The organism is Xanthobacteraceae bacterium, from assembly GCA_019454205.1.
Classification (GTDB): domain Bacteria; phylum Pseudomonadota; class Alphaproteobacteria; order Rhizobiales; family Xanthobacteraceae.
Genome location: CP075369.1, coordinates 1280475 through 1295427 on the forward strand (window position 1 = coordinate 1280475; position 14953 = coordinate 1295427).

The following is a 14953-nucleotide window of genomic DNA, read 5'->3' on the forward strand; positions in this document are numbered from 1 at the left end:
TTCCGGTCACGCTTTCTTAGCGGCACGGGAAGGGCCGGTCTCGACAGGCATTTCAGGATTGCTGCCCCATTCGGCCCAAGAGCCATCGTAGATCGCGGATGGTTTCTTGCCGATGGCTTCCAGCGCCACCCACAGGATCACAGCGGAAACGCCGGAGCCGCAACTTGCGATGATCGGCTTGTTGGGATCGAGGCCTGCGTCGTCGAAAACTTTTTTGATCTGGTCTAGCGAAGCGAGTTTGCCGTCTTTCAGCACCTGATCGGACGGCACGCTGAGGCTGCCGGGAATATGACCCGATGTGAGACCGGCGCGCGGTTCCGGCGCTTCGCCGCGAAAACGCGGAGCAGGGCGTGCATCAATGATTTGAGCGCTTCCGTCTGCGGATGCCTGCGCGACGCGGTCCAGATTGGCGACCTCTTCCTTTGAAAACTTCGGGGTGAAGCTGCCAGGCGCACGCACGACCGGCCCGCTTTCGACCGGAAGACCCTTCGCGCGCCATTCCGGGAAACCGCCTTCGAGCATGAAGACGTCCTTCACGCCGAACACTTTGAAGGTCCACCACACCCGCGGAGCGGAATAGAGGCCCGCGCCATCATAGACCACGATGCGCTGGCCATCGGAGATGCCGAGACGCGCCATGTGCAGCGCGAATACTTCCGGCGGCGGCAGCATGTGCGGCAGCGTCGTATTGATGTCCTTCACTTCGTCGAGATCGAAGCGCACCGCGCCGGGAATGTGCGCGGCAAGATATTCCGCCGCCCCGTCGCGTTTCATGGTCGATAGATACCAGGAGCCGTCCACGATCACGAGATCGGGCTTCGTGCGTTCGGCTTCCAGCCATTCGGCAGTGACGAAATTCTTCGATTGCATGTTGCTTCCACTTCGATGCGCGCATTTTCGGTCAGCGCGGCGAAGTTGGCAACATTCGTGGCGACGCGTTCAGCGGCAGTTCGCGCGGCAGCGCACACTTTGAATGATGGGCTGCTCGCCGATGGTGTGCACCTCGATCACGGTCTGGCCGCGCCGCCACGTATAAACACAGGCCGCAAGCCCGGTACCGGCGCAGGCAAAGACTTCCGGAAAGCAGCGCGGATCGCTTTTCTCGCACTTCTCCGCGTTCGGAAGTTGCGCAGGCTCATAGCCTTGCGAGAGCAGGGCCTTGCGCGCACCCGTGTAGTCGCTGTCTTTCTGCAGTTTTGGCAGCGCGGCGGATTGCGCCAGCGCTGCGCTTGCCGCGAGCAGGAAGCCCGCGGCAAGAAAGCCTGCGCGCACGCTCACGCGCAGAGCTTGTCGCGGAGCGCGCGGAATTTGACGAGCTGGTCCTGTTTCAATTCGCGCTTTTCGTCGCGGCCGACGAAGCACTTGTACATGATGCCGCCATCCACGTTCACGAACGCGATGAACACCGAGAGCTTGTTGTTGAATGTGCGCTCGACGAAGGCGACCGCGCCGCAGCGTTCGTGCCGCAGGTGGCCGTGCAGGCCTTGCGAGCCGCCGAGATTGAAATAGCCATGGCCGAGCGATCCCTGCGGGATCGGACCGCCGATTTCGAAAATGCCGTCGTCGGTATGGATAATCGTGGTGATGTCGCCCCACGTTGCGAGATCGTTCATTGCCTCAATGAATTTATCGCCGGGCGCGAACTTGCGCATGTCGTCGGGAAGCGCTTCGAGGATGGTTTGCGGCGTGACGCCGTTTTCCTTCGCCACCTGCTCGATCACGGCGCCGGGATTTTCGGCCATCTTGCGCTTGAGTTCGGTAAGCTTTGCGGTGTCGAGCATGAACGCCTCCTCGGATTTGCGTGACGGGCTTGCTCGCGGTCATTCCGCTGGCTGGCGGTTCGCACCTAAGAGGAGTGTGCCGTCAGCGTCAATCTCGTGGTTCAGGCGAACAGCTTTTCCGGTCCCGGCACCTCGATCCGGCGTTCCAGAAACGCGGGAACCGGCAGGTTCTTCTCGCGCAGGAACTTCGGATTGAACAACTTGGTCTGGTAGCGGGTGCCGTAATCGCAGAGCACAGTCACGATGGTATGGCCCGGACCCATTTCCTTCGCCATGCGGATCGCGCCTGCGATGTTCACGCCTGACGAACCGCCAAGGCACAGGCCTTCGTGTTCGAGCAGGTCGAATACCGCGGGCAATGCCTCGTCGTCGGGAATGACGTAAGGGCGGTCAACCGTGATGTCCTTGATCATGTCGGTCTCACGTCCCAGGCCGATGCCTTCGGTGACGGAGTCGCCCTTGGTCGCCTCCGCCTTGCGGGTCTTGAAGTAGCTGTACATCGCCGCGCCATGCGGATCGGCGCAGCCGATCAGGATGTTTTTGTTCTTCTCTTTCAGGAACAGCGATGTGCCCGCGAGCGTGCCGCCGGTGCCGACCGAGCAGATGAACGCATCGACCTTGCCGTCGGTCTGCGCCCAGATTTCAGGTCCGGTCGAAAGATAATGCGCGCGGCGGTTATCGAGATTGTTCCACTGGTCCGCGAACAGCACGCCATTCGGTTCATGCTTGCGCATCTCGTCGGCGAGGCGGCGGCCGACATGCTGATAGTTGTTCGGGTTGGAGTAGGGCAGCGCCGGGACTTCGACCAGCTCCGCGCCGCAAAGCCGGAGCATGTCTTTCTTTTCCTGACTCTGCGTGTTCGGGATGACGATGATGGTGCGGTAACCGCGTGCGTTCGCGATCAGCGCGAGGCCGATGCCGGTGTTGCCCGCGGTCGCCTCGACGACGAGTCCGCCGGGCCGAAGCTCGCCGCGTTTCTCGGCTTCCAGAATCATTTGCTTCGCGGGCCGGTCCTTCACCGACTGGCCGGGATTCATGAACTCGGCCTTGCCGAGAATGTTGCAACCTGTCGCCTGAGAGGCGCGCCAGAGCTGGATCAGCGGCGTATTGCCGACGGCATCAACAACGTCTTTTCGGAAATCCATGTTCCTGAAGTCCGGGGAATAATTCACAGAGGATTTGTGGATTGATTTTTATTCAACGTAGCCCCGCTGCGTGTGAGCGGCAACCTCAGTCCTTGAGGGACTGAAATGCCTTGAGCGCACGTTCGCGCGCCTCCCGGTGGTCCACGATGGGTGCCGGGTAAGCACCGCCAAGTTTGATTCCCGCCCCGGCGAGTTCGGGCGGAGCCGCTTCCCAAGGCTTGTGGATGAGATGGTTGGGCAGGCCACCGATTTCCGGAATGAAGTTGCGAACATAATCGCCGTTTGGATCGAACTTCTCGCCCTGCAACACAGGATTGAATATGCGGAAATAGGGCGCTGCATCCGCGCCGGATCCCGCCACCCATTGCCAGCTTGCGGCGTTGTTGGCCGGGTCTGCGTCTACCAGCGTGTCCCAGAACCATGCTTCGCCGAGCCGCCAGTCGAGCAGCAGATGTTTGACGAGAAATGATGCGCACACCATGCGCACGCGGTTGTGCATCCAGCCGGTGCGCCAGAGCTGGCGCATCCCGGCATCGACGATCGGATAGCCGGTGAGACCCTTTTGCCATTTCGCCAGCGCCTTGTGGTCGTCACGCCATGGAAACGCATCGAAGCGGCGCTGGAAATTCCGGCGCGGCAAATCAGGAAAATGATGGAGCAGATGATACGAGAATTCGCGCCAGCCGAGTTCGGCGCGATATTTCTCTACATCGCGCCCGCGTGCCGGAAGCTCGGCAGCGATCTGATGCGGGCTGATCTCGCCGTGCGCGAGATAGGGCGAGAGGCGCGACGTTCCATCAATGTCGGGACGATCGCGGTGTTCCGCGTAGCCTTTCAATCCTCCGTCGAGAAAATCCTTCAGGCGCTGCTTTGCGCCGTCTTCGCAGCGCGTCCACGCGCGGTTCATGTCTATCGCCCAATCCGGGGTCGATGGTTCGAGATTCCATTCGTCGAGCGTTTCGCTTTTCGGCGCGCGCGCAGCTTCAAGCTTGCGGATTGCGGAGATGATTTCACGCGGGTTGCCGCGCTCAGTACTCGCCTTGAAGTAGGGCGTGAATACGCGGATCGGCCCGCCGCTCTTGCTTTGAATGTCCCACGGTTCGTTCAGGAGCGAAGCATTGAAGGTTTCGACGGGGATATTCTGCGAAAGCAGCCATTGCTCGATTTCGGTATCGAGCTTTGCTTCGGCTGCTTCATAGCGGCGATTCCAGAATGCACCGGCGACATTCGCTTCCTTCGCGATCTCCGCGATGATCTTTCGCGGGTCGCCGCGGCGAAGGGTGAGCGTAACGCCGTGCTTCGCCAGATTGTCCGCGAGCGCACGCAATGAACCGGCGAGCCACCACTTCCATGCCGCACCTTTCGGGCGAAGGCCTTTCGCATCCTCAAGAACGTAGAGGGCAACGACCGGCGCGCCGCTTTTCGCGGCGGCATGAAGTGCTGGATTGTCGGAAACGCGAAGGTCGTTGCGGAACCAGACGAGGGAGGGACGCTCGGTCATGCGCCACGATAACGCGGCAACCCACGCTGCGGATGCATCCCGGCTGTTTGTTTTATGAAATGAGTGCGGGAGAGGAAAATGGCTCCCTGGGTAGGATTCGAACCTACGACCGATCGATTAACAGTCGATTGCTCTACCACTGAGCTACCAGGGAACAGGCGCGGCGAGGCGCGCGGGCACCCTATAAACAGCTTCGCCCCGCCTTGCCAAGCAGTCTGTCAGTGGGCCGGGTCGATCACCCGGAAGGTGGCATTGGCCCGCGCGCAGGGCACGCCGTCGGCGGTAACAAAACACTGTGTGAAGCAGAGCGTCGCGCCGGTCTTGATGAAGGTGGTGGTGAATTCGACCCACTGGCCAATCTTGGCCGAACCGAGGAAATCGACCGAGAGGTTCACGGTGACTGCGCTTTTTTGCTCCGGTCCGAGCCGGGTCACCAGCGAGTAGCCCATCGCATTGTCGGCGAGCGCCGAGATGAAACCGCCATGCGCGAAGCCGCGGGCATTGGTGTGCGCTTTCGCGAGCCGCACCGCCAGTACCACGGCATCCGGCGTTTTCCTTGCGTAGATCGGCTCCCACGGCTCCGTCACCGGGCTTTTCCGGGCGAGCGGTTCAAAACCTTCGGGAATGTCCATGAAGAACCGGAAGTTGAGTGGAGGCCACGGCCGGAATCGAACCGGCGTACACGGATTTGCAGTCCGCTGCGTAACCACTCCGCCACGTGGCCTCAGACCCGAAGCCGCGAAGCAAGGGGCCGGACCTGATACCAAAGGGGCTGGGGGGCAGCAACAATGCCGCCTTGCCAAGCGTGAAACCTTGGCACAAAGGTTGACGAAATAACGCTTTTGACGAGGTCGGCAGTGATTGATTTTGCGCAGGCGCGCCGCGCGATGGTGGACGGGCAGGTCCGCGTCAATGACGTCACCGACGCGGCGTTGATCGCCGCGATGCTGGAAACGCCGCGCGAGAAGTTCGTCCCCGAAACCCGCAAGGCGCTGGCCTATATCGACGACGATGTATGCGTTCGCGAGGCGGGGGCGGCCGGTCCGGCCCGTTACCTGATGGAGCCGATGGTGCTGGCCAAGCTCCTCCAGGCGCTCGAACTCACCCCCGAATCCACGGTACTCGATGTGGGTACTGCCACCGGCTATTCATCCGCGGTTCTCAGCCGTATTGCGGGCAGGGTCGTCGCCCTCGAAGAAGACGCAACCCTCGCGGATGCTGCCAAGGGAGCGCTGCGCGGTACCGGCGTCGAACTGGTGCGCGGTCCGCTGGCGGCCGGCTATCCTGCGGCTCAGCCCTATGACGCCATTCTGCTGAATGGCTGCGTCGAGCAGGTTCCGGCCGTGCTTCTCGATTCGCTCAAAGACGGGGGCCGCCTCGCGGCAGTCGTCCGCAAGGATTCGGCGGCCAAGGCCACGTTATTCGTGCGCTCCGGCAACAACATCAGCAGCCGGTGGCTGTTTGATGCCGCAGTGCCGCAGCTTCCGGGCTTTGAAACCCCGAAGACCTTCGTTTTCTAGCGAAATCGCTACGGAAACCTTCGCCACATTGTGTGGCCGCAGTGCTGCACTGCGCGGGGAAAGCCCTTGATTTCGTTGTTCTTCGGTTTGCGAAGGCCGGTCCGTCCACTATTCTCCTGCCCAAGAAATGGAACCGATGACCGGCCGCTCGAACGGCCGGCAAGGGGCGTCGAGTTGATGCAATACAAACACCGCTGCGCGGCGCTTCTGGTGAGCGTTGCGTGCGCTTTCGCTGCTTCCACGCCGTCGCTCCGCGCGATGACGCTGGAGCAGGCGCTGGTCAACGCTTATTTCGCCAATCCGACCATGAATGCGCAACGCGCCGCGACCCGCGTGGTCGATGAACAGGTGCCGCAGGCGCTCTCCGGATATCGGCCTAAGATTTATGGCAACGGCGAATGGGGCATTGACCGCATCCGCACACGCAACAGCGTGACCGGCATAAACACCGGCAACACGAATCCCTATGGCTATGGCGCGACTGTCAGCCAGAATCTTTTCAACGGATTCCAGACCGGCAACCTGACGCGCTCGGCGGAAAGCCAGGTGCTGTCCGCGCGCGAAACGTTGCGCAACACTGAACAGAACGTGCTGCTCGACGCAGTCACCGCCTACATGAATGTGCTGCGCGACTCCGCGATCGTTCAGTTGCAACAGCAGAACCTCGCCGCGCTGAACGAGCAGTTGCGTGCAACCCGCGACCGTTTTCAGGCCGGTGAACTGACCCGTACCGACGTTGCCCAGTCACAGGCGCGCGTGGCCCAGGCCGAATCTGCGCTGAGTGCTGCTAACGCGAATCTAAACGCCTCGCGCGCCGCATTCCGCCGCGACATCGGTGTCGATCCGCAGAGCCTCATGCCTGCGCGGCCCTACGAAAAGTTCAAGTTCAATTCGATGGATGCCGCGATTGCACAGGGCTTCGGCGATCACCCTGCGATCATGGCCGCACGGCATGGTGTCGACGTTGCCTCGTTGCAGGTAAAGGTTGCGGAGGGCGCGCTGCTGCCGACCGTGAACCTCGAAGCAAGCGTGCAGAACTTCCACGAGCCGAGCGCCGGCATCGATCGCTCGTTTAATGCGAGCGGCGCGGTGCGTGTGACGGTGCCGATCTATCAGGGCGGCGCTGAATATTCGCGCGTCCGTCAGGCCAAGGAACTCGCAGGGCAGCGTCGGCTGGAAAGCGACATCGCACGCGATCAGGTGCGCGCTGCGGTCATCCAGTCGTGGAGTCTGGTTGCGGCTTCCCGCTTCCAGGTCGAAGCGGCACAGGCGCAGGTGCAGGCAGCTGAGATCGCGCTGAACGGCGTTCGCGAAGAATACAAGGTCGGCCAGCGCACCACGCTGGACGTGCTGAACGCACAGGCGGAACTCGTGAATGCCCGCGTGGCGCTGGTCACCGCCCAGCGCGACCGCGTGGTCGCGAGCTACTCGCTCCTGTCCTCGATCGGCTCGCTGAGCCTTGTGCATCTCAAACTCGCGGATCAGGCGCAGACCTATAAGCCTGAAGTTCACTACGAACAGGTTCGCGATAGCTGGTTCGGTCTCCGCACGCCGGACGGCAAGTAAGTCCTTTCCCTTCATTTAGATGGGTTTAGCGCCTCGTTTGCATTTGCCACCCGGACTCCGGGTGGCATATTGCAAATGGTGGCCGGGGTGATTCTCTCCGCGCCGTCAATGGATTGCAGCCCGAAGAACAGCGGCGGGACGGCGGCAAGTCGATGTCACAAAGTGCCAGAGTGCAGGAACCGTCGATGGAGGAAATCCTTGCCTCCATCCGCCGGATCATTGCCGACGATTCACCGGAGGCGAAAGCCGCCGCGCAGCAACAGCCTGCGCCGCAGCCTGCTCCCGTTGTGGGTCAGGTGCCGCCACCTCCGCCGCCCATGCCGCCGAAACAGCAAAGCATGAGCCAGCAGGACATCGATGCGATGCTGGCCGATCAGGCTTCTGACGATGTGCTGGATCTCACCGATCCGGTCCCGCCGCCGCAGCCGCAACCGCCCGCAGGTTTCCGGCAAGTGCCCGCGAATGATGTGATGTTTCGCGAGGAAGAAGAAGATTTGCCGCCGCTGAACTACCCGGCTGCCGCGCCTGAGCCGCAAAATCCGCCTGAAGTGCTCCTGTCGCCGGAAACGAATGCAGCCGTGACCTCGGCCTTCGGCTCGCTTGCGACGACCATCCTCTCGGAAAATTCGCGCACGCTTGAAGATCTGGTCCGCGAGATGCTTCGCCCGATGCTGAAGGCGTGGCTGGACGACAACCTGCCGGGTCTTGTCGAGCGCATGGTCCGCGCTGAAATCGAACGGGTTTCCCGCGGCCGCTCGTAAGCGCCGTTTTCACGCTCCGTTGACACTGCCGCCGCGCTTGGGTTCTTAGGCGCACCCGCGCCGGCGTTGTCAGGCGCGTCGGCCATGCCGGGTCTCGGTATGGCCAGATCAATCTCCGGTCCGGGACTGCCCGAACCGGCGGCGCCGGAAGCATCATGTTGGAAAAGACCTACCAGCCTGCCGAAATCGAAGACCGCATCTATCGCGCATGGGAAGACACCGGCGCGTTCGATTGCATGCGCGCGGAGCGCAAGGATGCGGCGCCGTATTCCATCGTGATCCCGCCGCCGAACGTGACCGGTTCGCTCCACATGGGTCACGCGCTGAACAACACCTTGCAGGACATTCTTGCGCGCTTCGAGCGCATGCGCGGCCGCGACGTGCTCTGGCAGCCGGGTACGGACCACGCGGGCATTGCGACGCAGATGGTGGTCGAGCGGCAGCTCATGGAGCGCCAGCAGCCGGGTCGCCGCGAGATGGGCCGCGACGCGTTTCTCAAGCGCGTCTGGGAATGGAAAGCGGAGTCCGGCGGCACCATCGTCAACCAACTGAAGCGTCTCGGGGCGAGCTGCGACTGGCGGCGCGAACGCTTCACGATGGATGAGGGACTTTCGCGCGCGGTTCTTAAAGTTTTCGTGGAGCTTTATCGCGCGGGCCTGATTTACAAGGACAAGCGCCTTGTGAACTGGGACCCGAAATTGCTGACCGCGATTTCCGATCTCGAAGTGCAGCAGATCGAGGTCAAGGGCAATCTCTGGCATATCAAGTATCCGATCGAAGGCTCGGATGAGTTCATCGTGGTCGCGACGACGCGGCCGGAGACGATGCTCGGTGATACCGCGGTCGCGGTGCATCCGGATGACGAGCGCTACAGGAAGCTGGTCGGCAAGAACGTGATCCTGCCGCTGGTCGGCCGCAGGATTCCGATTGTCGCCGACGAATATTCCGATCCCGAGAAAGGTTCGGGCGCGGTGAAGATCACGCCGGCACATGACTTCAACGACTTCGAGGTCGGCAAGCGCCACAACCTGCCGCTCATCAACATTTTCACGACCGAAGCGAAGCTCGCGTTGAAGGGCAACGAAGACTTCATGCAGGGCGCGGACGGTGCGGATCTGAATGAAGTGCTCGCGCTCGACGGCGCGGATCGGTTCAAGGCGCGCAAGGCCATCATCGAGATGCTGGAAGCGCGCGAACTGATGGTGAAGATTGAGCCTAACGTGCACATGGTGCCGCACGGCGACCGCTCGAACGTCGTGATCGAGCCGTATCTGACCGATCAGTGGTACGTCGACGCCAAGACCATGGCGCAGGAGCCGCTGCGAGCGGTCCGCGACGGACGCACCACTTTCGTTCCGAAGAACTGGGAAAAGACCTACTTCGATTGGCTGGAGAACATCCAGCCGTGGTGCATCTCGCGCCAGCTCTGGTGGGGTCACCAGATTCCGGCGTGGTACGGACCGGACGGAAAAGTCTTCGTGGCTGTGAGCGAAGATGAGGCGAAAGCCGAAGCGAAAAAGCATTACGGCAAGGACGAAACGTTGACGCGCGACGAGGACGTGCTCGACACCTGGTTCTCGTCCGCGCTCTGGCCGTTCTCGACGCTCGGCTGGCCCGATAAGACGCCCGAACTTTCGCGCTTCTATCCGACCACCGTGCTCGTCACGGGTTTCGACATCATCTTCTTCTGGGTCGCCCGCATGATGATGATGGGACTGCACTTTATGAAAGAAGTGCCGTTCAAGGACGTTTACATCCACGCGCTCGTCCGCGACGAGAAGGGCGCGAAGATGTCGAAGTCGAAGGGGAATGTCATGGACCCCCTCGAACTCATCGACCAGTACGGCGCGGATGCGCTGCGCTTCACGCTGGCCGCGATGGCGGCGCAGGGCCGTGACATCAAGCTCGCGACCTCGCGCGTCGAGGGGTATCGCAACTTCGCAACCAAGATCTGGAACGCCGCGCGCTTCGCCGAGATGAATGGCGCGAAGCGCATGGACTCGTTCGATCCGAAGTCCGCCAAGGAAACGCTGAATAAGTGGATTCTCGGCGAAGCCGAGAAGGCGGTGCGAGAAGTCACCGAGGCCATCGAAGCCTACAAGTTCAACGAAGCGGCCGGCGCGGCTTATCGTTTCGTCTGGTCGATCTTCTGCGACTGGTACGTCGAACTCTCGAAGCCGTTGCTCACCGGCGCGGACGGCGCGGCGAAAGCCGAAACGCAGGCGACCGCAGCCTTCGTGCTCGACGAGATCATCAAGCTCCTGCACCCCTTCATGCCTTTCATCACCGAAGAACTCTGGCGTGTGAAAGGCGAGGAGGGGGCACCGCGGAAATCCATGCTGGCGCTGGCCGGATGGCCGAGCCTCTCCGGCCTTGAAGATGCAAAAGCTGAGAACGAAATCGGCTGGGTCGTGGACCTGATTACCGCCATTCGTTCTGTTCGGATGGAAATGAATATCGCTGGCGGCACGCAGATACCGTTGCAATTGGTCGCCGGTGCTGAAACGAAAGCGCGCGCCGAGCGCTGGATGGAAGCGCTGAAGCGCCTCGCGCGCCTGTCAGAAATCACATTTGCGGATGCCCCGCCAAAGGGTTCGGTGCAGTTGCTCGTACGCGGTGAAGTTGCTGCCCTGCCATTGGCGGGTGTCGTCGATCTCGCCGCAGAACGCGCGCGTCTCGAAAAAGAGATCGCAAAATGCGATGCAGACATCCAGCGTGTCGACAAAAAGCTCGAAAACAAGGACTTCGTCGCGCGTGCGCCGGAGGAAATCCTCGAACTGGAGAAAGAACGGCGCCGCGAAGCCGAGGAGCGCAAGACGAAAATTCTCGAAGCGCTTGAGCGTCTCAAAGGTGCTGCGTAATCCCTCGAAAGTTATGTCGGAAACCGGACGGTAAAGTGGTTTCGTGACAGCGCATCTGCTAGGTTTTCCTCGACTCGGAGGTGGGGATGTCCGAGGAAGCGCGAAATATCGCGATCCTGAAGGAAGCGTACCGTCTTTGGCATGAAACCAAAGGCGCGAGCGTGGACTCTTGGATGTCGATTTGCGCGGACGAACTCGAGTTCGGTTCAATCGGTCAGAGCGTCAAGGCGACGCCTTACATGACCGTCTACGATAGCAAGGAAAAACTTGGCGAATATTTTTCCGGTCTGGCACGTGACTGGGAGATGATCGAATTTCGCATCGAGCATTATGTAGCGCAGGGCGATCGCGTCGTCTGTCTTGGCCGTTGCAGTTGGAAAGCGCGCAAGACCGGAAAGACGATATGGACTCCGATCGCGAACTCGTTTCGTTTCGCGAACGGCAAGCTGATCGAATACTATGAGTACTTCGACACCGCGCAGATGCGCGACGCGCTGCAGAATTAAAACTTCTTGCTCAGGAATCGCGACCCCTTCATCCCGTAGCGCCACGGGAAATCCGCCGCCTTTGAAATGCCGATCCGCGGCCCGGTGACGATCTCCGGCACCTCTTGTCGTGCGAGCACTTGAAACGGGGCGCGATCCAGGCGCGCGCCGTTATGCTTGGCACGCGAGATTCCCAGCGCCTGACCGAGCCGTCCCGGTCCGGCGCATAGCAGACGCTCGTCTTTCAGGTGCCTTCTGCGCCGCATGGCCGCCAAACCTTCGGTCGGCTCCAGCGCGCGGATCAGGATTCCGCTGGCCGAGCCTTCTGCCTCGCAGACGAAGTTGAGGCACCAGTGCATGCCATAGGAGAGGTAGACATAAGCGTGGCCGGGTGGGCCGAACATCGTCGCATTTCGCTCTGTCTTGCCGCCAAACGAATGCGCTGCCGGATCGGTGTGATGGTAAGCCTCCACCTCGACGATCTTTCCGCCGATTCCGCCGACCAGCAGAGTCGCGCCTATCAACTCCGGCGCAACGTGGTGAACGCTGCGCGAGAAGAATGTGGTGGTTAACGGCTTACCTTTGCCCACGCTTCGCCTGTTTCCCGCCCGAAGGCCGTCAAATCTTATGTGGCTGTTTGGCCACACCTTTATCGTATCGTCACGGATGCTGCAGTGGAGCCAGTCCACGCCGTGAAGGTGCCATAAACGGCACCGATTTCGGTCTGATCAAGAGCCGCCCGTGGGGGGTGCAGCCAGTCCGGCTGCGGGGTGCGGTCGAAGGCCAGAAGTCAATGGACGCCAAGACGTTCGATAAATCCAAGCTGCCGAGCCGTTATGTGACGGAGGGTCCGGAGCGCGCGCCGCACCGTTCCTATTACTACGCAATGGGTCTGACCAAGCACCAGATCCACCAGCCGTTCGTTGGCGTCGCTTCGTGCTGGAACGAAGCCGCACCTTGCAACATCGCGCTGATGCGTCAGGCGCAGGCCGCGAAGAAGGGCGTCGCCGCCGCAGGCGGTACGCCGCGCGAATTCTGCACCATTACCGTGACCGACGGCATTGCCATGGGCCATGCCGGCATGCGCGCATCGCTGCCTTCGCGCGAAGCGATCGCGGACACAGTTGAACTCACCATACGCGGCCATTCCTATGACGCGCTGATCGGCCTGGCCGGCTGCGACAAGTCGCTGCCCGGCATGATGATGGCGATGTGCCGTCTCAACGTGCCGTCGATCTTCATCTATGGCGGTTCGATTCTGCCGGGTAATTTCCGCGGCCAGACCGTCACCGTGCAGGATATGTTCGAAGCGGTCGGCAAGCACTCGGTCGGCGCGATGTCGGACGACGACCTCGACGAGATCGAACAGGTTGCCTGTCCGTCCGCTGGCGCATGCGGCGCGCAGTTCACCGCGAACACGATGGCGACCGTTTCCGAAGCCATCGGCCTCGCGCTACCGTACTCGGCAGGCGCCCCGGCACCCTATGAAATCCGCGACAAGTTCTGCACCGCCGCCGGCGAGAAGATCATGGAACTGCTCGCGATGCGGCTCCGCCCGCGTGACATCGTCACGCGCAAGGCGCTGGAGAATGCGGCGGCCGTCGTCGCAGCTACCGGCGGTTCGACCAACGGCGCGCTGCATCTTCCCGCTATCGCGCACGAGTGCGGCATCAAGTTCGACCTGTTCGACGTTGCCGAGATCATGAAGAAGACGCCGTACATCGCCGACCTGAAGCCGGGCGGAAAATACGTCGCGAAAGACGTGTTCGAGGTCGGCGGCATCCCGCTGATCATGAAGACGATGCTAGATCACGGCTACCTGCACGGCGATTGCATCACCGTCACGGGCCGCACCATCGCGGAAAACCTGAAGAACGTGAAGTGGAACGCCGATCAGGACGTGGTGCGCCCCGCGAACAAGCCGATCACCGTTACGGGTGGCGTCGTTGGCCTGAAGGGCAACCTCGCACCGGAAGGCGCGATCGTGAAGATCGCGGGCATGGAAAAATCCATGCTGAAGTTCACCGGTCCGGCGCGGGTGTTCGACGGCGAGGAAGCCTGCTTCGACGCGGTGAAGAACCGCACCTACAAGGAAGGCGACGTTCTCGTCATCCGTTACGAAGGTCCGAAGGGTGGCCCCGGCATGCGCGAGATGCTCGCGACCACGGCGGCGCTCTACGGGCAGGGCATGGGCGGCAAGGTTGCGCTCATCACCGACGGACGCTTTTCCGGCGCGACGCGCGGTTTCTGCGTCGGCCATGTCGGCCCGGAAGCGGCGGTGGGCGGTCCCATCGGTCTGCTGAAGGATGGCGACATCATCGAACTCGACGCGGAAGAAGGCGTGCTCAATGTCAAATTGAGCGACGCCGAACTTGCCGAACGCAAGAAGGCATGGAAGCCGCGCGAGAACACCGCGAAGTCCGGCTACCTCTGGAAGTACGCGCAGCAGGTAGGCAATGCGCTCAACGGCGCGATCACCCATCCCGGCGGCAAGGCCGAGGATAAATCCTATGCGGATATTTGAGGCCGCACGCATCACTGCCGCTGCCGCGCTGGTCATGGCCTGCGCGGGCAGCGCGATTGCGCTCGACCCTGAGAAGCCGACGCCGCAGGCGGGACCGCGCACGCAGCCGATGTCGATCATCGACGCGTTTCGTAGCGGTACGCAGGCTTACCTTGCGGGCGACCGCAAGAAGGCGATTACGTCTCTGCAATACGCTGCCGAACACGGTCATGCCGGCGCGCAGTGGAAGCTCGGCCGCATCTATGCCGATGGCGACGGCGTGAAAGCCGATCCGTACAAGGCGTATATCTATTTCAGCAAGGTAGCGTCGAAGGCGTCCGATACGTCGCCGTTCGTTCCGGAAGCACGCTTTGTTGCCAATGCGTTCGTTGCGCTCGGCAATTATCATCTTGAAGGGATCGCCAATACCGAAGTGCATCGCGACTCCCGCCGTGCTGCGCAATTCTTCCGCTATGCGGCGACCTATTACGGCGATGCCGATGGCCAGTATCATCTTGCGCGCCTGTATCTCGATGGCGTCGGCGTACAGAAGGAGCCGCGGGTCGCGGCGCGGTGGCTCTATTCGGCTGCGAACAAGGGTCAGCACCAGGCACAGGCGCTGCTCGGTCAGATGTTGATTGCAGGCGAAGTGTTGCCGAGGCAGGCCGCGCGCGGTCTGATGTGGCTGACGCTGGCACGCGACGGCGCTGCGGGCAGTGACGAATGGATCGAGCAGGCCTATCGCGATGCGCTGAAGGAAACCAGCGAAGACGATCAGATCGTCGCGCGCAATTTCCTTGAGCAGTATCTCCGTTCCTCGCGCTGATCCG

At 61.6% G+C, this 14953-nt stretch carries 14 protein-coding genes and 2 tRNA genes; 7 read left to right on the forward strand and 9 right to left on the reverse strand.

Annotated features, from left to right (window positions below):
- Positions 1–6: 6 nt before the first annotated feature.
- The 8 genes from sseA to KF794_06330 all read right to left on the reverse strand — a co-directional run bounded on the left by sseA (position 7) and on the right by KF794_06330 (position 5151).
- Positions 7–870, reverse strand: coding sequence for a 3-mercaptopyruvate sulfurtransferase (sseA, locus tag KF794_06295; GenBank protein QYK46283.1), 864 nt, complete (start codon positions 868–870; stop codon positions 7–9).
- Between the two features lie 69 nt (positions 871–939).
- Positions 940–1278, reverse strand: a complete 339-nt coding sequence (locus KF794_06300; GenBank protein QYK46284.1) for a hypothetical protein — start codon at positions 1276–1278, stop codon at positions 940–942.
- Positions 1275–1781 carry a heme utilization cystosolic carrier protein HutX gene (hutX, locus tag KF794_06305; GenBank protein QYK46285.1) on the reverse strand — a complete coding sequence of 169 codons (507 nt, stop codon included), beginning with the start codon at positions 1779–1781 and terminating at the stop codon, positions 1275–1277. The genes KF794_06300 and hutX overlap by 4 nt, the downstream gene beginning before the upstream one ends.
- 101 nt (positions 1782–1882) lie before the next feature.
- A complete protein-coding gene (locus KF794_06310; GenBank protein ID QYK46286.1) occupies positions 1883–2926 on the reverse strand; it encodes a cysteine synthase A in 1044 nt (347 codons plus the stop codon).
- An 85-nt stretch (positions 2927–3011) separates the two neighbouring features.
- Complete coding sequence (locus KF794_06315; GenBank protein ID QYK46287.1) at positions 3012–4427, reverse strand: deoxyribodipyrimidine photo-lyase; 1416 nt, start codon at positions 4425–4427, stop codon at positions 3012–3014.
- A gap of 79 nt (positions 4428–4506) precedes the next feature.
- A tRNA-Asn gene (locus KF794_06320) sits at positions 4507–4581 on the reverse strand.
- Between the two features lie 64 nt (positions 4582–4645).
- Positions 4646–5059: a PaaI family thioesterase gene (locus tag KF794_06325; GenBank protein QYK46288.1), complete on the reverse strand. Its 414-nt coding sequence runs from the start codon at positions 5057–5059 to the stop codon at positions 4646–4648.
- Positions 5060–5077: 18 nt separating this feature from the next.
- Positions 5078–5151: transfer RNA gene (locus KF794_06330), tRNA-Cys, on the reverse strand.
- Positions 5152–5284: 133 nt separating this feature from the next.
- Here KF794_06330 and KF794_06335 point away from each other — a divergent pair.
- From KF794_06335 to KF794_06355, 5 genes are all read left to right on the forward strand, one after another.
- Positions 5285–5947, forward strand: a complete 663-nt coding sequence (locus KF794_06335) for a protein-L-isoaspartate O-methyltransferase (protein QYK46289.1) — start codon at positions 5285–5287, stop codon at positions 5945–5947.
- Between the two features lie 177 nt (positions 5948–6124).
- On the forward strand, positions 6125–7513 hold the full coding sequence (locus KF794_06340; GenBank protein ID QYK46290.1) for a TolC family outer membrane protein: 1389 nt from the start codon (positions 6125–6127) through the stop codon (positions 7511–7513).
- Positions 7514–7665: 152 nt separating this feature from the next.
- A complete protein-coding gene (locus KF794_06345) occupies positions 7666–8274 on the forward strand; it encodes a DUF2497 domain-containing protein (GenBank protein QYK46291.1) in 609 nt (202 codons plus the stop codon).
- A 155-nt stretch (positions 8275–8429) separates the two neighbouring features.
- Positions 8430–11135 carry a valine--tRNA ligase gene (locus KF794_06350; GenBank protein QYK46292.1) on the forward strand — a complete coding sequence of 902 codons (2706 nt, stop codon included), beginning with the start codon at positions 8430–8432 and terminating at the stop codon, positions 11133–11135.
- Between the two features lie 86 nt (positions 11136–11221).
- Positions 11222–11641: a nuclear transport factor 2 family protein gene (locus KF794_06355; protein ID QYK46293.1), complete on the forward strand. Its 420-nt coding sequence runs from the start codon at positions 11222–11224 to the stop codon at positions 11639–11641.
- Here the strand turns inward: KF794_06355 and KF794_06360 are convergent.
- Positions 11638–12249, reverse strand: a complete 612-nt coding sequence (locus KF794_06360; GenBank protein ID QYK46619.1) for a DNA-3-methyladenine glycosylase — start codon at positions 12247–12249, stop codon at positions 11638–11640. The two genes, KF794_06355 and KF794_06360, sit on opposite strands and share 4 nt — an antisense overlap.
- A gap of 164 nt (positions 12250–12413) precedes the next feature.
- Between KF794_06360 and ilvD the strand changes: the two genes are divergently transcribed.
- Together ilvD and KF794_06370 are read left to right on the forward strand one after the other, a co-directional pair.
- On the forward strand, positions 12414–14144 hold the full coding sequence (gene ilvD / locus KF794_06365; GenBank protein QYK46294.1) for a dihydroxy-acid dehydratase: 1731 nt from the start codon (positions 12414–12416) through the stop codon (positions 14142–14144).
- Positions 14131–14949 carry a sel1 repeat family protein gene (locus KF794_06370; GenBank protein ID QYK46295.1) on the forward strand — a complete coding sequence of 273 codons (819 nt, stop codon included), beginning with the start codon at positions 14131–14133 and terminating at the stop codon, positions 14947–14949. Before ilvD ends, KF794_06370 begins: the two co-directional genes overlap by 14 nt.
- Positions 14950–14953: the final 4 nt, after the last annotated feature.